Annotated in this window: 22 protein-coding genes; 13 read left to right on the top strand and 9 right to left on the bottom strand. The window is 41.1% G+C overall.

What is annotated here, in order from left to right; translation table 11 throughout:
* Positions 1–108: 108 nt before the first annotated feature.
* The 4 genes from NIES1031_RS02420 (at position 109) to NIES1031_RS02435 (ending at position 4,480) form a co-directional block, all read left to right on the top strand.
* Positions 109–2,202 carry a TonB-dependent receptor plug domain-containing protein gene (locus NIES1031_RS02420; protein ID WP_073548109.1) on the top strand — a complete coding sequence of 698 codons (2,094 nt, stop codon included), beginning with the start codon at positions 109–111 and terminating at the stop codon, positions 2,200–2,202.
* A gap of 243 nt (positions 2,203–2,445) precedes the next feature.
* Complete coding sequence (locus NIES1031_RS02425; RefSeq protein WP_073547932.1) at positions 2,446–2,751, top strand: hypothetical protein; 306 nt, start codon at positions 2,446–2,448, stop codon at positions 2,749–2,751.
* Positions 2,752–3,142: 391 nt separating this feature from the next.
* Positions 3,143–4,120 carry a hypothetical protein gene (locus tag NIES1031_RS02430; RefSeq protein WP_073547933.1) on the top strand — a complete coding sequence of 326 codons (978 nt, stop codon included), beginning with the start codon at positions 3,143–3,145 and terminating at the stop codon, positions 4,118–4,120.
* An 87-nt stretch (positions 4,121–4,207) separates the two neighbouring features.
* On the top strand, positions 4,208–4,480 hold the full coding sequence (locus tag NIES1031_RS02435; RefSeq protein ID WP_073547934.1) for a hypothetical protein: 273 nt from the start codon (positions 4,208–4,210) through the stop codon (positions 4,478–4,480).
* Here the strand turns inward: NIES1031_RS02435 and NIES1031_RS02440 are convergent.
* From NIES1031_RS02440 to NIES1031_RS02455, 4 genes are all read right to left on the bottom strand, one after another.
* On the bottom strand, positions 4,477–5,733 hold the full coding sequence (locus NIES1031_RS02440; RefSeq protein WP_073547935.1) for an inorganic phosphate transporter: 1,257 nt from the start codon (positions 5,731–5,733) through the stop codon (positions 4,477–4,479). The two genes, NIES1031_RS02435 and NIES1031_RS02440, sit on opposite strands and share 4 nt — an antisense overlap.
* Positions 5,734–5,765: 32 nt before the next feature.
* The gene (locus NIES1031_RS02445) at positions 5,766–6,587 is read right to left on the bottom strand and encodes an ABC transporter permease (RefSeq protein WP_425320687.1); all 822 of its coding nucleotides are present in this window, start codon (positions 6,585–6,587) and stop codon (positions 5,766–5,768) included.
* A gap of 292 nt (positions 6,588–6,879) precedes the next feature.
* A complete protein-coding gene (gene trxB / locus NIES1031_RS02450; RefSeq protein WP_073547937.1) occupies positions 6,880–8,250 on the bottom strand; it encodes a thioredoxin-disulfide reductase in 1,371 nt (456 codons plus the stop codon).
* A gap of 102 nt (positions 8,251–8,352) precedes the next feature.
* The gene (locus tag NIES1031_RS02455; RefSeq protein ID WP_073548110.1) at positions 8,353–8,925 is read right to left on the bottom strand and encodes a Uma2 family endonuclease; all 573 of its coding nucleotides are present in this window, start codon (positions 8,923–8,925) and stop codon (positions 8,353–8,355) included.
* Between the two features lie 200 nt (positions 8,926–9,125).
* On the opposite strand from NIES1031_RS02455, the gene NIES1031_RS02460 reads away from it, so the two are divergent.
* Positions 9,126–10,442, top strand: coding sequence for a class I SAM-dependent methyltransferase (locus NIES1031_RS02460; RefSeq protein WP_073547938.1), 1,317 nt, complete (start codon positions 9,126–9,128; stop codon positions 10,440–10,442).
* Between the two features lie 123 nt (positions 10,443–10,565).
* Here NIES1031_RS02460 and NIES1031_RS26530 read toward each other — a convergent pair whose 3' ends face one another.
* Together NIES1031_RS26530 and NIES1031_RS02470 are read right to left on the bottom strand one after the other, a co-directional pair.
* Positions 10,566–10,730, bottom strand: coding sequence for a ParE family toxin-like protein (locus NIES1031_RS26530; protein ID WP_422614091.1), 165 nt, complete (start codon positions 10,728–10,730; stop codon positions 10,566–10,568).
* Positions 10,731–10,768: 38 nt separating this feature from the next.
* The gene (locus NIES1031_RS02470; RefSeq protein WP_330219932.1) at positions 10,769–10,945 is read right to left on the bottom strand and encodes a hypothetical protein; all 177 of its coding nucleotides are present in this window, start codon (positions 10,943–10,945) and stop codon (positions 10,769–10,771) included.
* A 362-nt stretch (positions 10,946–11,307) separates the two neighbouring features.
* Between NIES1031_RS02470 and NIES1031_RS02475 the strand changes: the two genes are divergently transcribed.
* The 3 genes from NIES1031_RS02475 to NIES1031_RS02485 all read left to right on the top strand — a co-directional run bounded on the left by NIES1031_RS02475 (position 11,308) and on the right by NIES1031_RS02485 (position 12,385).
* A complete protein-coding gene (locus NIES1031_RS02475; protein WP_073547939.1) occupies positions 11,308–11,487 on the top strand; it encodes a PDDEXK family nuclease in 180 nt (59 codons plus the stop codon).
* Between the two features lie 269 nt (positions 11,488–11,756).
* Positions 11,757–12,047: a nucleotidyltransferase family protein gene (locus tag NIES1031_RS02480; RefSeq protein ID WP_073547940.1), complete on the top strand. Its 291-nt coding sequence runs from the start codon at positions 11,757–11,759 to the stop codon at positions 12,045–12,047.
* Complete coding sequence (locus NIES1031_RS02485; protein ID WP_073547941.1) at positions 12,044–12,385, top strand: HepT-like ribonuclease domain-containing protein; 342 nt, start codon at positions 12,044–12,046, stop codon at positions 12,383–12,385. The genes NIES1031_RS02480 and NIES1031_RS02485 overlap by 4 nt, the downstream gene beginning before the upstream one ends.
* A gap of 150 nt (positions 12,386–12,535) precedes the next feature.
* Here NIES1031_RS02485 and NIES1031_RS24140 read toward each other — a convergent pair whose 3' ends face one another.
* Positions 12,536–12,712 carry a hypothetical protein gene (locus tag NIES1031_RS24140; RefSeq protein ID WP_178378028.1) on the bottom strand — a complete coding sequence of 59 codons (177 nt, stop codon included), beginning with the start codon at positions 12,710–12,712 and terminating at the stop codon, positions 12,536–12,538.
* Between the two features lie 395 nt (positions 12,713–13,107).
* On the opposite strand from NIES1031_RS24140, the gene NIES1031_RS02490 reads away from it, so the two are divergent.
* From NIES1031_RS02490 to NIES1031_RS02505, 4 genes are all read left to right on the top strand, one after another.
* Complete coding sequence (locus NIES1031_RS02490) at positions 13,108–13,359, top strand: nucleotidyltransferase family protein (protein ID WP_073547942.1); 252 nt, start codon at positions 13,108–13,110, stop codon at positions 13,357–13,359.
* Positions 13,310–13,633 carry a HepT-like ribonuclease domain-containing protein gene (locus NIES1031_RS02495; protein WP_236738693.1) on the top strand — a complete coding sequence of 108 codons (324 nt, stop codon included), beginning with the start codon at positions 13,310–13,312 and terminating at the stop codon, positions 13,631–13,633. Before NIES1031_RS02490 ends, NIES1031_RS02495 begins: the two co-directional genes overlap by 50 nt.
* Before the next feature lie 576 nt (positions 13,634–14,209).
* Positions 14,210–14,719: a type IV pilin-like G/H family protein gene (locus tag NIES1031_RS02500; RefSeq protein WP_073547944.1), complete on the top strand. Its 510-nt coding sequence runs from the start codon at positions 14,210–14,212 to the stop codon at positions 14,717–14,719.
* Between the two features lie 192 nt (positions 14,720–14,911).
* Complete coding sequence (locus NIES1031_RS02505; RefSeq protein WP_073547945.1) at positions 14,912–15,427, top strand: type IV pilin-like G/H family protein; 516 nt, start codon at positions 14,912–14,914, stop codon at positions 15,425–15,427.
* A gap of 292 nt (positions 15,428–15,719) precedes the next feature.
* Here NIES1031_RS02505 and NIES1031_RS02510 read toward each other — a convergent pair whose 3' ends face one another.
* Both NIES1031_RS02510 and NIES1031_RS02515 read right to left on the bottom strand, forming a co-directional pair.
* Positions 15,720–16,139, bottom strand: coding sequence for a type II toxin-antitoxin system VapC family toxin (locus tag NIES1031_RS02510; RefSeq protein ID WP_236738694.1), 420 nt, complete (start codon positions 16,137–16,139; stop codon positions 15,720–15,722).
* Positions 16,121–16,387: a ribbon-helix-helix domain-containing protein gene (locus NIES1031_RS02515; protein ID WP_084544237.1), complete on the bottom strand. Its 267-nt coding sequence runs from the start codon at positions 16,385–16,387 to the stop codon at positions 16,121–16,123. Before NIES1031_RS02515 ends, NIES1031_RS02510 begins: the two co-directional genes overlap by 19 nt.
* A gap of 329 nt (positions 16,388–16,716) precedes the next feature.
* Between NIES1031_RS02515 and NIES1031_RS02520 the strand changes: the two genes are divergently transcribed.
* Positions 16,717–17,289 (top strand): Uma2 family endonuclease, encoded by a 573-nt coding sequence (locus tag NIES1031_RS02520; protein WP_073547947.1) that lies wholly within the window; start codon positions 16,717–16,719, stop codon positions 17,287–17,289.
* Positions 17,290–17,498 lie beyond the last annotated feature (209 nt).

Here is a 17,498-nt window from a genome sequence, read left to right on the forward strand (position 1 = left end):
CGTATGACAGCTTGTCTTTTGACTGCAAAAGTCACATCAATTAGTTTAATTCAGGCGATCGTAATCGCTTCAATGTCCTTTTGGTGTGAGATCTTTGAGATAACAACAGTGAAACTACCTTGCTCGTTATTTTGGGTTGTACTACTAAACTTAATTTTTACCGCATTTTCTGCTGTTGCAGAAGAAGCGCCGCAAAACTCAAATCCTGCTGTCGCTAAAGAAACTTTACTAAGACGACTCCGACAGTATCGAGATTCTATTCCTCAACTGCGTGAAGTCCAACCACCCACCAGCGCAGAACTACTTACTCAGCAGCTACCAACAAATGAAACGAATCCTGTCATTATTGATGATGAAATTTTAATTGAGGTAGAAGGCGCAAGAGATCCCTTTCCTGCTACTTCGACTCCCATTTACGAAATTACCGAAGAAGAAATTCAAAAGCAAAGACCAAATAGTTTAGCCGAAGTCTTGCGCAACTTACCAGGATTTGCAATTAATGATGTTGGCTTTGGCGCAGATATTCATACTGGGACATTCTATCGCGGAAGTTCAATTAACCAGTCTGTCTTTCTCCTTAATGGCAGACCTATCAATACAAATATCAGTACTTATCACGGTGGTTTTGACTTAAATAGTATTCCCGTCGATGCAATCGAACGAGTTGAACTTTCGAGTGGTACGAGTTCAACTTTATACGGTTCAGAAGCGTTTGGCGGTGTAGTTAATATTATCACAAAACAAGGACCAGAAATACCGCGATTCAATGGTTTAGCAGAATTTGGTTCCTACGATCGCTCGAACTATCGCGCTAGCTACGGCGGAACTTTTGGTTCATTGAGGCTTAATTTTGGTTATGAAGAATTCTCGGCTGAAAACCGCTATCCGGTTCCGGAAGGTGCAGCTAACCGCGATGCTGAAGGATTATTGTTCAATGGAGATACGGCGACAAGTAATTATTATGGAAGTGCCATTTTAGACTTAGATGGAAACAATACACTGAGTTTGGATGCGTATAAAATTAGTAGTCGTCGGGGTTTACTTTACTTTGGCTTTCCCTTACAACGCGATCGCTTAGACCACGATGTTTTAAACGTTGGGTTATCTTTGCGCAGCTTACTCGGTGGTAGCGAAGATTCAATTTTAAGAACGACACTTTCTTACAATCAAGACTATTTTAGTACCTATGGTCCTACGCAAAATATTTTTTATCGTCAAGGTATCCTAGATTCGCAATCAATTACTGCAAGAGTAGAACACGAATGGCAATTTAATTCAACAAATAACTTGCGGTGGGGATTAGATTTACGCAATCGATACTTAAATGGCGATGTATTCAGCACTGCTCCTAATAGAATAGCTCTCAATGAAACTGAATATCGCGAAAGATTTGAAGGAGCATTATTTGCGTTGAATACCTGGAGTGTTAGCGATGCTTTGCAAGCTGAACTAGGGTTCAGGCAAAATTTCACGAGTGAATATGGTAGTTATTTCAATCCTAGTGTGGGCTTACGCTGGGCTGCTAGTCCAAATGTCGCCTTGCGCGGTAGCTGGGTGTCAGTACAGCGCAACCCTGGGTTAGATCAGTTATATGTTTATGATACTGTTCACAATTGGCTACCAAATCCAGACTTAGAACCCGAAACTGGTTCGTCATGGACAGCAGGCGTTGATGTGCGATTTGCAGCAAATTTGCTAGGACAATTTACTTATTTTGGTAGTCGTTTAAGCGATCGCCTCGGAATTCAGTTTGGGCGCTGGGCAAATATTGGTTTAGTCAATACTAATGGTTTAGAAGCGGCGCTACGGTGGCAAATTGCTCCCCAGTGGTCAACATTTCTTAACTATACTTATACCGATGCCAAAATTGCGAGCGGTATCGAACAAGGATTACAGCTAGGTTTTGTCCCTTATTCAGTCGCACAATTAGGAATCGGCTATCAATCAGAGGGATGGCAAGTTAATTTATTTGCAAGTTACTTTAGTGGGGCGCGGCGGGCATTTTTTAACAATCCAGGCGAAAGTAATACTGATTTTTCTCCATCGTGGTTGAATTTGGATTTGGGTGTCCGAGTGCCATTGTTTAGCAATCTTGCGCTAACATTGTTTGTGGAAAACTTGGCAGATGTTGCTTACGAAAAATCCAACCGCATCTATCAGCCTGGAAGGACGTATCGTATAGGTATCACCTCTGATTTTTAACAAGTCACCAAAAAGGGGTGAGGAGCGAGGGGAAAATGCAAGTTTCGCAGCCCCGTCAAGTGGTCTGAAGCCTCCAAATTTATTCGTGGAGAAGAAAAAAGAATTGTGTGGAGAAGGCTTTGTCCCGACGCACAAGACATCAATTTTCAATCCCCTACGTTTATGTATAAGGTATCCCTCGCTCCTCACCCCTACCTCCTCGCTCCTCATGAATAATCTACAATCGTTTGTTAATCAACACCTATGCGAGCCAGAATTGAAAATATGGTTCTTTTCCTTCACCATGAGGATGTGCCAAGTTTCAAAAAAGGTGGCTCGATAGTACGAAATAGCTATTTTTGGGCATTGCGTTCGATTGCGGGTCAAGCATCGCGGTATCGTGATTGGGAATACGAATCCGAGGTTTGGCTCGCACTTTGTCGTATGCTATTATCTTTCTCAGAATCGGGTTATCTTGGCTTGAAAGAAACAACTTTGGAGTTTCCTGCGTCACAAGGTGAAATTCCGCAAGTTCTGCGACCGATTGCGACTTGGGAAGCAGAACAATGAGTAATATTGTACTGAGTGAGCAACTCTAGTCTTGACAGCGTAGAATTACAACAAAAGTTATTAAGGCTTGACTTAGCTACCGCATCTACTGTGTCCAAAGGTAGAAAATATAGTCAGATTTTTGTGTAAGCATCTAACTAGTGCTGAATCAATAAGATTTGTGTTTAGGTATGAAGGGCAAACAAGGCAGGCTTCTCAGTTGACAACTTGTGCATTAGTATATAGGTCTGCTTTCGGCTGAGTGTCTTTATATAACTCAGTGTTTCTACTTAAGATCTTTACTCTGCATGGATTTTAATAAAGTTTTTAAGAATCCAGGCGATCGCACATAGACAAACATAGTAGATATACGTATATTTTTATACATTATATTCCCACCAATATTATTGTTATGCCTATTTTAGAAATTCAACGCGCTGAAAAGATTCATGATTATATTCAGAAACTAGAAAAACTAACAAATATACCGCTGAGAAGTTCTCCAATTATTCTCAGTTCACCCCGTCAACAAGTTTCTTTAGAACTTCCTCTTGAAGAAATTAAGCAATCGTATGAATATGTTGAGCAAATATACGAAGATATTGGCGAACACGAATTAGTTTTTAAAGCAATTAAAACCGGATGGGAGTATCTTAATTCAGGGTACAAAATTGTCCCGACAAGTAAAGAAGAGTATTTTAGACAAATTAATGAAGCTTATGTTTTTCAGGCTGCTAGAGAACGCGGTTATACCGTTGATGAGAACTATTTCAAAGAACATAAATTCTGTTACGGGCAGTATGAAACATACTATGCTGTTCATGAAATAATGCAGCGTAATGCTTTTGATTTTTTATTAAGTAAATCTTATTCGCCAAGTTTTATACATACTTATGCAAACTGGTATAAATGCATTAAGTTAATTTCTACACAATTTATTATTCCAACGACAACTATAGAGAAGAAAATCCCGCATATACTCGATCAACTATGGATTATTTCACATAATATTAATCAACTCAGGTTATTAGGAATAGAAATTGTTGGTGAAGGTAAATTCTTAAGTAGAAATCAGCCAAGAACATCAGTAAACAATGAATTTCTGAATCAATTAGGATATGAAATTTATCAAGTGGCTAGTTGGTGGTGTCGTGTAGATCCTTATCGAGTCATTTGTGAGTTTCTCAAAGCATCAGGTATTTTCCCAGATGCTACTAAGTATCTCATCGGTGCAGAACTTAATACTATTGACGAATATGTATGCGGAATTTGTCATGCACCAATGGTTCGGTGGGGTTGGGATTGGATTCAACGCTATCAAATCGGTAATTCTACTGTATTAGCGCACAAAGATTGTGTCATGCGCAAGCAACACAGTGGCAGATACTAATTTAGTAGAATGACTCAAATTTCAATGACTGAGTGTTAATATCAATTCTGATTAAAACTGTGTGTAGAATCTACGGGATGGGAGGAAATGCGATCGCCCCAACAACACTTTAGCGAGCTAGAGGCAATTCTGAAACGCTACGCCGAAGCTTTAGAAGTAGAAATCCGCACCTTACAACAGTCTGACGAAACTGCTCAATGGTCAAGTGCTTGGAAGCAAGTTTATAATTGGAACTTTGCTAAAGCGTTTGCACGGCAAAAAGTATTTCGCAACTGGGCTGCGGATGCTGCTGCGTGGAAACTTCTACCTCAAAGAAACTATCCGAATCAGGGTAATCGTCAAGTAGATTTTGGCGATTAGAAGTTACGAGCGATCGCAAATATACTAGCACCTAATAACGCACCAGCAGGAACCGTAATCAACCATGCGATAACGATTCCTTGCACAGTATTAAATTGAATTGACTTATTACCTTGAACTAAGCCAATTCCAACGACACCACCAACAAGCGCATGGGAAGTAGAAACCGGAATGCCAAAACGCGAAGCGAGTAAAATCGTTGTTGCTGTCGCAAGTTCAGCACAAAAACCAGCACTCGGTTGCAGCGGGATGATTCCCTCTCCTATTGTCCCAATCACTTTTTTCCCCCAAATGGCTAAACCTGTAACAATTCCTGCACCACCTAAAACTAAAATCCACAAAGGAATTATCATGTCATTGATGGGAACTGTACCCGTCAGACTAATGTAGTTAATGGCTGCTAAAGGTGCGATCGCATTCCCGACATCGTTAGAACCATGCGCAAACGCAACAAAACACGCACTTAGTAGCTGAAATTTTGCCAGTTGTTTTTCAACAATATTTTGTGTAGGCGAAAGAGATTTCCGCACAATATTTTGATCCAATTGCCGCCAACTCACTATTGTTAGCGAAGCTGCGGCGATCGCACCAATTCCAATCGGTAAATCGTGTTTGGGAATGTTCCAATGCAGTTGTTCGTAAAAAAATGTATTGATTGGTTGACTTAGTTTAGGAAGCACAATGATGCCAAACACACTCAGAAGTGTAACACTCAGCCAAGGAATCCACTCATTTAACTGCTGTATCGAGTCTTGGCGATCAAGAATCGAGTGTTTGATAACGCGATAAAACAACGCAGCGATCGCACCACTCACAAGCGGAGTGACGACCCAAGCTAAAGAAATTGTCCCAATTAATGACCAATCAATTGCTTGAACGCCAGCAGCAACCCAACTAAAACCAGCGATCGCCCCGACAACTGCATGAGAAGAAGAAACAGGAAAGCCTCTTGATGTCGCGATTTGCAACCATAAACCAGCCGCTAGTAATACAGAAAACATTCCTATTAACAAAACTTGCGGTTCTGCGGCAAATAATTCCGGATTGACGATTTGTGTTGCTAAAGTTTCTGATACTTCATGACCGAACAAGACAGCACCAGTAAATTCTAAAACTCCAGCGATAATTAAAGCTTGGCGGAGGGTGACAGCTTTTGATCCTACAGAAGTTCCCATCGCATTAGCGACATCGTTTGCCCCCAAATTCCAAGCAACATAAAATGCGAGTAAAGCGGTTAATCCTAACTGCAACATTAATTACAACTCAGTTTTACTATCTCGGTTATTCATCTTTGCTTTCGCCAACGCGGATTGATAAACTCACTTAAACCTTCACCCAGTAACGATAGCCCAACAACGAGTAACGTTAACGCCATTCCTGGGAAAAATGCTGTCCACCAAATGCCTGTTGGTAGTGCTTGCAGCGCTTGACGAAGATCGTGTCCCCATTCAGGAACGCGTGGCGGTAAACCTTGTCCGAGAAAGCCTAAACTTCCCAGCGTTAAGATCGCATCCGCAGCATTCAGCGTAAATAATACAGGTACACTTTGAATCACATTTAGAAATAAGTATCGCGAAATGACTCGCCAAGTTGATGCTCCCATAGCCTGGGCAGCTTCGACAAATAATTCGGTTTTGACACTCACCGTATGGTTGCGAACGACACGATAATACTGCGGTATGTAGGAAATGCTGATTGCGATCGCTGCATTTAATATACCTCTTCCTACAACAAACGCGAGTGTAATCGATAGTAGCAACCCAGGCAAAGTATAAATTGTATCCATCAGAAATAGTAATACGCGATCCAAGCTACCGCCTAGATACCCGCTGACAAGTCCTAATGGCACGCCGATTACTAGGCTCAATACTGTAGCCAGAACAACAACTTGCAACGCCACTTGCGTACCGTACAGCGTGCGCGAAAAGACATCGTAACCTTCACGATTCGTGCCAAACCAGTACTGTGCTGAAGGTGGTACGTGACTAGGATTATTGAGTGATTCGAGGGGATTTTGAATCCATCCCCAAGCTTGAAATACAGGAGCTAAGATAGCAATCAGCACAAAAATCAGAGTAATAATGAACCCGATACGCATCAGTTGCATCGAGACGCTGGAACTACCAGACACTCTAAAAAGTAGCGGAAGTTGGCGTTTAGTTACGGTCATCAGTATTCGTTCGACAAGCAGGATCTGCTGACCATTTTTACAGAATTGCCTGAGTTTTTGACCAGTGTCGCCGCACGCGTAACGATATCAAATATTAAAGAAACCCACGCCGGTGGGTTTTGTTTGTGTCGCCGCGAATTCCTTCGCTCCTCCATGAGCGATTGAAATCGCCGCTGCAAAAACAAAGTCCGCCTGCGCGGACTATTAGCAATGATGTTGATGAGCAAAATTACAAATTGGCTTCAATCAACTGGCGGTAGTAACTTTTTTGTTTGATGCCTTTAACTTCCATTAAGAGTTCTTGATTTTTGAACAGTTGAATGGTGGGTGTGCCTGTGACACCGGCAGTTTCTGCGATTTCACGCTCTTTGTCAATGTCAATTTCTACAAAGTGAATTTTGCCATCAAACTCATCTACTACTTTGTTCAAAATTGGTTTTAATGTATGACAAGGACCACATCCTGGTGCAACATATTTGACTATGATTAAGCGATCGCTCTCGTGGAACAATTTCCGTAAAGCATAACCGCCTTCATGACGCGTTGCACTCACATCAAATTCGCCATTTTGTTCTGTCTTGACTGCTTCGTGAACTAACTCATTATCTAAGTGTAAATTCTCTCCAGCTTGATGGAATTCTTGAATTAAACCGTTAGAAGATAACCAGCGTTCGGCTAACATGGCTGCCATACAACCTGAACCTGCCGCCGTAACGGCTTGACGATACTCGTGGTCTTGCACATCACCTGCTGCAAAGACACCTTCAACGCTCGTTTCTGGCGAACCTGGCTTTGTGACAACGTAGCCAATATCATCGAGTTCGATTTGTCCTTGAAAGAGTGATGTATTTGGTTTATGACCGATCGCATAAAATAGCCCCTTGGCATGAATTTTGCTTTCTTCGCCAGTTTGCGTATTCCGAACTTTGACTCCTTCCATGTGGTTATCATTCCCAAACACATCGATTGGTTCGGTATTCCAATGGACTTGAATCTTGGGGTTACTCAAAACGCGGTCTTGCATCGCTTTACTGGCACGCATTTTGTCACTGCGGACAAGCATATGTACTTGCGATCCATACTTGGTGAGATAAATCGATTCTTCAGCTGCGGAATCTCCACCACCCACAACCGCGAGTTCAGCACCATGAAAAATCGGTGTTGCACCATCGCAGATTGCACACGCTGAAATTCCGCGACTCCAAAACTTGCCTTCACACGGCAATCCTAACCGCTTTGCTGTCGCACCCGTGGCAATAATCACGCTATGCGTTTTAAACTCGCGCTCTTCTGAACGTACCGTAAACGGACGCTGGCTTAAATCAACATAAGTGACATCTTCAGTATATAATTCAGCCCCCCAGCGTTCGGCTTGCGCTTTCATCCGATCCATTAAATTTGGTCCGGTAATTCCTTCGGGAAAGCCTGGAAAATTCTCTACTTCTGTCGTCGTCATTAGCTGTCCACCTGGCAAACCCCCAGCTTGAAAGCCTTCAAATACAATCGGTTTGAGGTTAGCTCGTGCAGCATAAATTGCGGCGGTATACCCAGCTGGACCAGAACCAATGATTACTAAGTTCTCTACTGTTGGATTTGTCATGGACGCTTATATAAACTCATAATGACTACGCTTAGCTTAGTATAACAAAAAGTTACATAGAGGGCTAGTCGTATCGTTGCGGATTTTAAATCGAGATTGAGGTTAAAGGATATTTTGTAAATCCAAAACAAACCCTGGTAGCACGTCTTCACCCGATAAGCTGACAGGTGAGTTTAATAATTCTACTGGCTGTCCTTGACGATAGATTTCCACACACTGGTTTTTCGGGTCGATTAACCATGCTAAGCGTACGCCGTTGTCGCAGTATTCTTGCATTTTCGCCTGGGTTGCTTCTATATTGTCACTTGCAGACATCAACTCCACCACAAAATCAGAAGCTAAAGGTAAGAATTTATCAGGATCTGGGTTGAGAACATCGATTCTTTCTTGTTTTACCCATGCTGCATCAGGAGAACGAATTGCTTCATTAGGTAATTCGAAACCAGTAGAAGAATCAAATGCTACTCCAGTTTGCTTGCGCTCAGCCCAAATTGCTAATTGTTTTATCAGTTGAGTGTTCTTCTTTCCCGTTCCCCAGCCAGTTGGTGGTGTCATCACAATTTCCCCAGTCGCGGTGCGTTCTAATTTGAGATCTGGGTTGGTTTGACAAAGTTGATAAAACTGCTCATCCGTTAAGTCAACAACCGAATGTAGATTCAGAGTAATAGCAGTCATTGGTGCGACTCTCCAATCAATGCACATATAAATATTGTGTGCCACTATCAACTACAACACATTGCACTAAACGGATGCGATCGCACTTCAGTTACTCTACATATCCACCCTTTGCATCAGAAATACAGCCGTGCGTTTGCAAGATTTTTATCATATCTGGGCATATTAGCAATTGAGGTAAGCAGGAGGAATTGCAGGATATGAATCAAGTTTTGACTGAGATTAGTGAGAAAATTCGGCAGCAGTTTGATACTGGACCATACCCCAGAATTCCGCTGGAGAAGTCACCGAAGAATGATGCGATCGCGCTGTATATTCATAGCTTGGTGAATGCGTATTATTTGAGAAATCAGAAAGTTATTAGTACCGAAGATAAGTTAATTCTTGATGCAGGGTGTGGCTCAGGGTATAAATCACTGATTTTAGCCGAAGCGAATCCAGGTGCAAAGATTGTTGGCGTAGACATTTCTGCAAACTCGATTGAACTTGCGAAACAACGGTTGCAATATCACGGTTTTGACAATGCACAATTTCATTTGTGTGGTATTGAAGACTTACCCAGTTTAGGTTTGCAGTTTGACTATATTAATTGTGATGATGTGTTGTATTTGCTAAGTGAACCAGCGGTTGGTTTACAGGCGATGAAGTCGGTTCTCAAACCGGATGGAATTATTCGCGCTAATCTACATAGTTCACTGCAACGCACTTACTACTACCGCGCCCAAGAAGTTTTCAAGATGATGGGGTTGATGGATGACAACCCTGAAGACTTAGAGATTGACTTGGTGCGCGACACGATGAATGCTTTGAAAGATCAAGTAAAACTCAAAGCATATACGTGGAGTTCGGCGTTAGAAGCTGATCCAGAGCGCATTCTCATGAATCTTTTGTTCCAGGGAGATAAGGGCTATACAATTCCCGAAACATTTGCAGCAATTCATAAAGCTGAGCTTGAGTTTATCAGCATGGTCAATTGGCGACAATGGAACTTGATGGAATTATTCAAGGAACCGGATGATTTACCAGTATTTCTAGCAATGAGTTTACCGGAAATTAGTATCGAAGAACAATTGACTTTATTTGAATTGTTGCATCCGGTGCATCGGTTATTAGATTTTTGGTGTGGTCATCCGCAGCAAGGTGCAGATTTTATACCAGTTGCCGAATGGGAGTTATCTGACTGGAAAACGGCACAAATTCACCTTGTACCGCAGTTACGAACACTGGAAATTAGACAAAAACTACTTGAATCAATCGCACGGTTAAATACATTTGAAATTAGCGAGTACTTACCTATCCCAGAAAAACACGTATCGATCGATAGTACCGTTGCAGCGTGTTTGTTACCTCTATGGGAGGAATCGCAATCAATGCAATCTCTAATAGCACGTTGGCAGCAATTACGTCCTGTGAATTTGGCAACACTTGAGCCATTCGGTGAAAATGAGGCTTTGGATGTACTGAGTAACGCGCTAATTGGTTTGGAAAGTCGTGGTTATATTCTTGTAGAACGGTAGTGTGGTAATTGTCATAGGCGATCGCATGAGATTGTGTGTTGTGGAATCGCGATTGATATGGCAGGAGGCAGAGGAGGATAACCTTTGTCTTGAAAACTCCCCATATTCACTCTGCACTCCAATCTACCAGTAAATACGATCTGATTCCATCAAACCGAGCGCGCGGTAATTAGTACTGATACGACCTGAGTAAATCGGTTGACGTTGACTAACTCTTTTAAATTGTAGACTGTTGTGGTAAGAATCTTCGCGCCAAAGCTTGTAGGCTTTTACTGCTTGTTCTTGCACAGTTGGCGGAATGATTTAGTTACATTTGATTGCATTAATTATGTGGGAAAAAGGTCATCGAGTGGAACAGTTTCACCATTAGCAATCTCTTGCCGGATTTTAGCAGCCAGTTGATCCCATTGTTGATCGGTTGTTGCTTCAAAGCGGGTTTTCCACGCTTGTTCATCTTCGAGTTCAGTAAGTAGCCGAGTTGCGATCACCAGAAAGTTGCTCATCTGATTCTGCGATCGCACGGCGAAGTAGTTCGGTCATGTTTCAATAGTAAGCAAAAGGTTGTAAAGAATATAAAGAATATACTGATTTAATTTTACCTAAGTTGTGTGGGTGGGTAGCTAATTGAGGCGATTGCGCTTTTATCCTTCACACTATGCGCTCGCGCTCTGGTTGCTATTAAGTGAAACTATAGGAGTAACTGTAGAATGCCTTATGTGGAACTGCCACAAGCATAGGCAAAGTTGGATTGAAGGTGAAGGTGAAGATGAACAAAAATGAGGTGATGCAACTTCTCAATAGCCATAACATAAATTATACAATTCACGTAGGAGTAAACGCAAATAACTGGTAGCAGAAAAAAACTATGCAATTAACTCTACACAGCTTGAAAGTAAGTGACGAGCAATTTGACCAAATTGCTCAAGCAAATCCTGAGTGGCAGTTTGAGCAAACAGCAGATGGAGAATTAATAATTGTGCCACCGACAGGAGGAACGTCAGGAAGAAAGAATTTGAACCTTGCAGGACATTCGCGGCTTGGGTAGAAAACAACTTGAATCTAGGCGAAGGTTTTGATTCTTCAACACTATAGCCCAAACAAGGAAATCTGTCTCGATTGCGAGGGATCGCAAATTCGGCAGCGTACCAGGAGACTGATCCTCAAGAGGATTACGTAGCCTATTTGACTGAGAAATATCAATAATGCGGAATGCGGGTCTTGATTGATACTAATCTGTACCCCTGCTTTTTCTTGATTGTGACGATAAAATTAATATAGCGATATTGATAGATTCTGTCTAAGTCTCAAATAGTTATGGGAATTCGCGAGTTACTTGATAGACGGCGAGAAGAGATTCTTTGCATTGCTGCTCAACATGGAGCGTCTAATGTTAGGGTTTTCGGTTCAGTAGCGCGAGGTGAAGCGCGATTAGATAGTGATATTGATTTTTTGGTAGAACTAGAATCGAGCCGCAGTCTGTTGGATCGTGTGGCACTCATGCAAGACTTGGAAGATTTGTTAGGCACAAAAGTGGAAGTTGCAACCGAGAAAGGACTACAAGCAAGTATCCGTGATCGCATTGTGCGCGAAGCATTGCCCTTGTGAAGAACGATCAGTTTTACTTAACTGATATTATTCAACGGATTGAGCGGATTGAGTTATATACTCAAGAGGGCAAGGATATTTTCTTAAAAACTCCCATGATTCAAGATGCGGTGATTCGCAATTTTGAAGTAATAGGAGAAGCTGTTAAGCAACTTTCTCAAGAACTACGGCAAAGTTATCCTGAAGTTCCCTGGCGGCGGGTAGCTGGGCTACGAGATGTGTTAATTCACGGGTATTTGGGTGTGGATCTCAATGAGGTTTGGAACTTAGTAGAGCAAAACTTGGTTGATTTAAAAAGAAAGCTAGCAATAATATTACAGGAGTTGAGTGAGACTTAATTAGGAAGACGTTAACTAAAAGCATCTATTTTTTTGTGGGATGTAGTGCCCAATAAAGTGCTACTTCTGCACTCTTCAAGTCAGAGATGTAATCGCAATTGAAACACAAGCCGCAGATAGCTAATATTGTTCACCAAAATTGATTTGAACTCACAACCGTCGGAGCAATTCATTATATTCACTATCCACTCCAATCCAAAACCAGTAAATTTGACCTGACTCCATCAAACCCCGCGTACGGTAATTAGTACTGATGCGAACCGAGTTGTGATCGCCTGAAAGTTGCTCGTCTGATTCTGCGATCGCACGGCGAAGTAGTTCGGTCATGTTTCAATAGTAAGCAAAAGGTTGTAAAGAATATAAAGAATATACTGATTTAATTTTACCTAAGTTGTGTGGGTGGGTAGCTAATTGAGGCGATTGCGCTTTTATCCTTCACACTATGCGCTCGCGCTCTGGTTGCTATTAAGTGAAACTATAGGAGTAACTGTAGAATGCCTTATGTGGAACTGCCACAAGCATAGGCAAAGTTGGATTGAAGGTGAAGGTGAAGATGAACAAAAATGAGGTGTGCAACTTCTCAATAGCCTCAGCGCAGATTATGCGCGGTTTGGTGTCAAGTCACTGGGTTTATTTGGTTCGATGGCGCGGGATGAAGCGCGAATAGAAGCGATATCGATATTCTAGTTGAATTTAAAGATTCACCTACTTTTGACAGTTACATGAATTTAAAATTTTACTTGGAGGATTTGCTAGGGAGAAATGTTGATTTAGTCGAAAACGAGACACTTCATCCATCTTTGCGTTCACACGTCGAAAGTGAGGGAGTCGCAGTCTTGGCGCTTTGCGTCGATTGCGAACTCCCGAACCCAAAGGGCGAGTTGATTGAAATTGCGACATTACCTACTGTCTTTAGAAGACATATTGGAAAGTCGCAGCAAGGTACAGCGCTACACAGATGGAATGGATTTTGAGGAGTTTATTGCAGATGAACGCACTTTTGATGCTGTGATGCGTAATTTAGAGATGATTGGCGAAGCAGCAAAAAACATCCCTCAAGAGATACGCGATCGCTATCCTGAGATTGAGTGGCGTAAGATTGCTGGTTTACGAGACATTCTCATTCACACTTACTTTCGCCTAAGTACAACAATTTTGTGGCATGTGGTGCACAATAAAGTACCACTTCTGCATGAGCAAGTGAGAAATGCAATTGTAATCGAAAAAACACAAGCCGGAGATAGCTAGTGTGTTTGACTGATCTAAGGGGCGATCGCACTTTTGTTAATTGCCCTGATCGCACTTTCCTATCACATCCACAGAAGGCGTGTAGGTGATCGCTGCTTCTCGCTAGGAAAAACGGTATCGGCTAACGTGAGTCTAAATAAACCTAAATAACTCAGAGAAAATACTGGTTTTGCTAAAACATTTTATACACTAATTGCCATTTGAATTGTCGTAAAACCCTGTATTGAAACTCCTGCCTGAATTAGAGCTTGTTCTTTAGACTTAAGCTGTTGTATCGGCATCAAAAACCTGGAGTTACCACTCAACCCACGCCAGTTCCTACAACAGGGGGAACCCCCGCAACGGACTGGCTCCCCAATTCTGGGGGCTTCTATACTACTCAAAGTCCCCCACGTGTGGGGAATTTAGGGGGCTAGTATATCAATTGCTGTCTAGATAAGGGTTAGAGCCTCCTGTATCAAAATTGCAGCTACAAAGTCAAAAAAATTTTCTGGGGGTGATATGTATTTGATCATAAGTGGGCAAGTTATATCTAGAGGTTAAAAGTTAAACATATACCGAAAGGAAAAGCTCACCATGAAAACCGAACTAAAAGTAAAGTTACTACAACACCTAAGCGGCAAGAAAAAAGAACAAGGTTTTACCTTAATTGAATTACTCGTTGTCATCATCATCATTGGTATTTTGTCAGCTATTGCATTGCCTTCCTTCCTCAACCAGTCTGCTAAAGCACGTGCCTCTGAAGCAAGAACAAACGTAGGTGCGATGAATAGAGCGCAACAAGCATATTATTTGGAAAATCAAAAATTTGCTGTTGGTGATGAGGCTATAGAGAACTTAAGTATTGGCATTAAGGAAACTGATAACTACAAGTATGCAGCAACAGCTATTGGGGCTGATAATAAAGGTGTAGTAAACACAGCTGAAGCTAAAAATGAAGATCTTAAAGGCTACGCTGGTGCAGTTTTTAAAGAAGGTGATTCTACACGCGCTATTCTTTGTGAAGCAGAGAAAGCAGGAAAAGCAGCAGCAGGTACTCCAGAAAATGCAGATAGCTGTACAGGAAGCGATAAAAAGCTGAGTTAATTTTAGTTGAAATTAATTTCTTCAACATTAAGAGGTGGAAAACTTATGTCTTCCGCCTCTCTATATCTTTATAATTATCTTAGCGATTAGCAACTTATTTAACTAAATTTATATATTGTAATTAACTGACTTAAAGTTGTTCATCTGAGCTTTAAGCAGGTAGTTCAAAACACTATTTGGTAGTTAATCCAGATGATAAAATTTATAACAGAAAGCTTAAGAAAAGATATGCCTTATGCTACAAATGCAGGATTTACCCTTATTGAATTACTTGTTGTTATCATTATCATTGGCATCCTCTCTGCAATCGCAATGCCTTCATTTCTTGGTCAAACCACAAAAGCACGACAATCTGAGGCTAAAACTAATGTTGGTGCTATGAATCGCGCTCAGCAAACATACTATTTTGAAAATCAAAAGTTTGTGGAAGATGAAAGTGATAGTACTGCTATTGAAAAATTAGGTATTGGTGTGGAAGATAGCGCAAATTATATCTACTCAGCAACAGCCGTTAATAACATTCAAAGAGGAGTTGCGAATAAAGCACAAGCAGATAACGCTAAACTTAAAGGGTATGCAGGTGGTGTTTTTACTGCGTCAGAACTTACTCAAGCAATTTTGTGTGAGGCAAATGAAAAAGGAATGGACTTAGTAGCGAGTCCAACTGATGCTAATAACTGTGGAAGTGGTTCTAGTAAGATTAGGTAATGGGTAATTGCTTTGTAGAGAGATATCTGTGTGGAAGCAAACGCAATTCAACTTAGACGGTTATTTGAAATACTTCGTCAAGAATTGGTGTTTCAATGGCTTGCTAGATACATTGAAGTCTTACCAGGTGGAGTATTAGTATTAAGTTTTGAACACGCAACGAAGTATGAAAGCACTAGGAACTTATTATAGCAATACTGTAGAAGGTGAAGAAAATGGAAGTTAGACATTGCGCAATCAGTGAAAAAAGAATCTCACGAATCGTTTGAAGAGTGCGATCGCGTATTTACCACTAAGGTAAAATATTAAACATAGCGCAATGTTGTGGACGAAATATTCTGAAATCTTGCTGATCTAAAATAAGTATAGTTCTAATATTGAAGCGTTCAGCTACAGCCATAACGCTAGCAACTACAAAATCAATTCGACTATCAGCATATTTCTCAAGAATTGTAGCTATACGCTCCAAATCAGAGTTAGTCAGTGCTGCAAGCTTAAAGCGACTAGCAGCTATTCCTCGTAAGAAGGCAACTACAGTCAAAATACCTGCATCTCGACCTAACAAGTAAGTCACTTCAGCTAAAACAGTTTGAGGTAGTAATATTTGCTGATACTGTAGATAAACTGCTATTACCTCAGTATGTCTAATATCAGAACGATTGAGCAAAGCAACAACAAAACCCGTATCTGCAACTACGATGGCTCCTTCCATGTCCATCCTGAGTTTTGAGTGATTTCCTGCTGTAAAATATCATCAGCTTGGGTTGCCAAGTCAGACGAACTAGAGAATAACCCTATAAGAGGATCCGGTTCGGTGGTTTGTTGTATCGTTGCTGCTTCAATATACTGTTTGACAGCTTCAGTAATAATTTTTTCAGGTGATTGCCCTGTTTGACGCGCTAAAGCAGTTACTTTCTCTAATAACGATTGTTCAATCTTCCAGTTTAATATTTGTTCCATATCTCAATTATCTACAACAAAATTCAAAGTGAGTATGATTGTCGCTTATCTACATATTAAGAAAATCTTACTTGATTTAACTTATGTGCATCGACTAACGTTTGGTTGCCTAAAGGGTATTTTTCTAGGAGCGATCGCTTAAACTCTAAACAATAGTTTCAACTTTAAAGTGCGATCGCTTCTATGGTAATGTTCAATAGTAACTAAACAAAGCCAAATTGAGGCAAAATCTTGTCTGAGATTAACAGCAACGAAGCAAACAAATGCCATTACTGCGGAATTAGGTGATACATTTGAACCAGAAGGATTGCTTGTAGATTAAGATTCCAATGAACAGCAGCCTGACTATCAATTCATTAAAGCTTTCGGATGCAGAATTTGAACGTATTGTTCAAACTAACCCAGAGTGGAATTTTGAACAAACAGCAGCAGGAGATTTAGTTGTTGTGCCACCTACAGGAGGAACCTCTGGAAGCAGGAATAGCAACCTTTGTTACCAATTAGAGGCTTGGAATTTGGCTAGCAACGCAGGCAAAACTTTTGATTCCAACACTATGTTTGTTTTACCCAATGGTGCTAAGCGAATGCCAGATGCTTCTTGGGTGAGGCAAAATCGCTGGGATGCACTTACCCCGCAGCAGCAAGACGGCTACCCACCTCTATGCCCTGATTTTTTAGTAGAACTACGTTCTCCGACCGATAGTCTTGAACAGTTGCAAGCAAAGATGCAAGAATATATAGAGAATGGGGCACGTTTGGGGTGGTTAATTGATCCGCAAGACCGCCAAGTTGAAATCTACCGTCAAGCACAGCCAGTCGAAGTTTTACAAGCTCCGTCAACTTTATCTGGTGAAGATGTGTTACCAAAATTTGTGTTAAATTTAGAGCGAATTTTCGCCTGAGGCATCTGTGATTCATAAATCTGTATGAAAGAAATTTGCGAATAAATTCGCTTCTATACATACCAGATCCACCTTTGTGGACTGATTCAGAAAACTTTTACTTATTTAATGTATTACATAAGAACTAATATAATCGCTACACCAAGAGCTATTCCTTTTAGGATTGTACTATTTATGCTTGTCCATCACAACTATATCTTTACCTGATA

The organism is Chroogloeocystis siderophila 5.2 s.c.1, from assembly GCF_001904655.1.
Lineage (GTDB): Bacteria > Cyanobacteriota > Cyanobacteriia > Cyanobacteriales > Chroococcidiopsidaceae > Chroogloeocystis > Chroogloeocystis siderophila.

Coding starts and splice junctions, on each gene's coding strand:
- NIES1031_RS02440 (WP_073547935.1), bottom strand. CDS start 5,733: ATGTTGCAGTTAGGATTAACCGCTTTACTCGCATTTTATGTTGCTTGG.
- NIES1031_RS02470 (WP_330219932.1), bottom strand. CDS start 10,945: ATGAGCAACTTTCTGGTGATCGCAACTCGGCTACTTACTGAACTCGAA.
- NIES1031_RS02500 (WP_073547944.1), top strand. CDS start 14,210: ATGAAAACCGAACTAAAAGTAAAGTTACTACAACACCTAAGCGGCAAG.
- NIES1031_RS02425 (WP_073547932.1), top strand. CDS start 2,446: ATGCGAGCCAGAATTGAAAATATGGTTCTTTTCCTTCACCATGAGGAT.
- NIES1031_RS02520 (WP_073547947.1), top strand. CDS start 16,717: ATGAACAGCAGCCTGACTATCAATTCATTAAAGCTTTCGGATGCAGAA.
- trxB (WP_073547937.1), bottom strand. CDS start 8,250: ATGACAAATCCAACAGTAGAGAACTTAGTAATCATTGGTTCTGGTCCA.
- NIES1031_RS02515 (WP_084544237.1), bottom strand. CDS start 16,387: ATGGAACAAATATTAAACTGGAAGATTGAACAATCGTTATTAGAGAAA.
- NIES1031_RS02480 (WP_073547940.1), top strand. CDS start 11,757: ATGGGAATTCGCGAGTTACTTGATAGACGGCGAGAAGAGATTCTTTGC.
- NIES1031_RS02505 (WP_073547945.1), top strand. CDS start 14,912: ATGATAAAATTTATAACAGAAAGCTTAAGAAAAGATATGCCTTATGCT.
- NIES1031_RS02435 (WP_073547934.1), top strand. CDS start 4,208: ATGCGATCGCCCCAACAACACTTTAGCGAGCTAGAGGCAATTCTGAAA.
- NIES1031_RS24140 (WP_178378028.1), bottom strand. CDS start 12,712: ATGACCGAACTACTTCGCCGTGCGATCGCAGAATCAGACGAGCAACTT.
- NIES1031_RS02460 (WP_073547938.1), top strand. CDS start 9,126: ATGAATCAAGTTTTGACTGAGATTAGTGAGAAAATTCGGCAGCAGTTT.
- NIES1031_RS02490 (WP_073547942.1), top strand. CDS start 13,108: ATGAATTTAAAATTTTACTTGGAGGATTTGCTAGGGAGAAATGTTGAT.
- NIES1031_RS02445 (WP_425320687.1), bottom strand. CDS start 6,587: ATGCAACTGATGCGTATCGGGTTCATTATTACTCTGATTTTTGTGCTG.
- NIES1031_RS02430 (WP_073547933.1), top strand. CDS start 3,143: ATGCCTATTTTAGAAATTCAACGCGCTGAAAAGATTCATGATTATATT.
- NIES1031_RS02475 (WP_073547939.1), top strand. CDS start 11,308: ATGCAATTAACTCTACACAGCTTGAAAGTAAGTGACGAGCAATTTGAC.
- NIES1031_RS02455 (WP_073548110.1), bottom strand. CDS start 8,925: ATGACTGCTATTACTCTGAATCTACATTCGGTTGTTGACTTAACGGAT.
- NIES1031_RS02510 (WP_236738694.1), bottom strand. CDS start 16,139: ATGGAAGGAGCCATCGTAGTTGCAGATACGGGTTTTGTTGTTGCTTTG.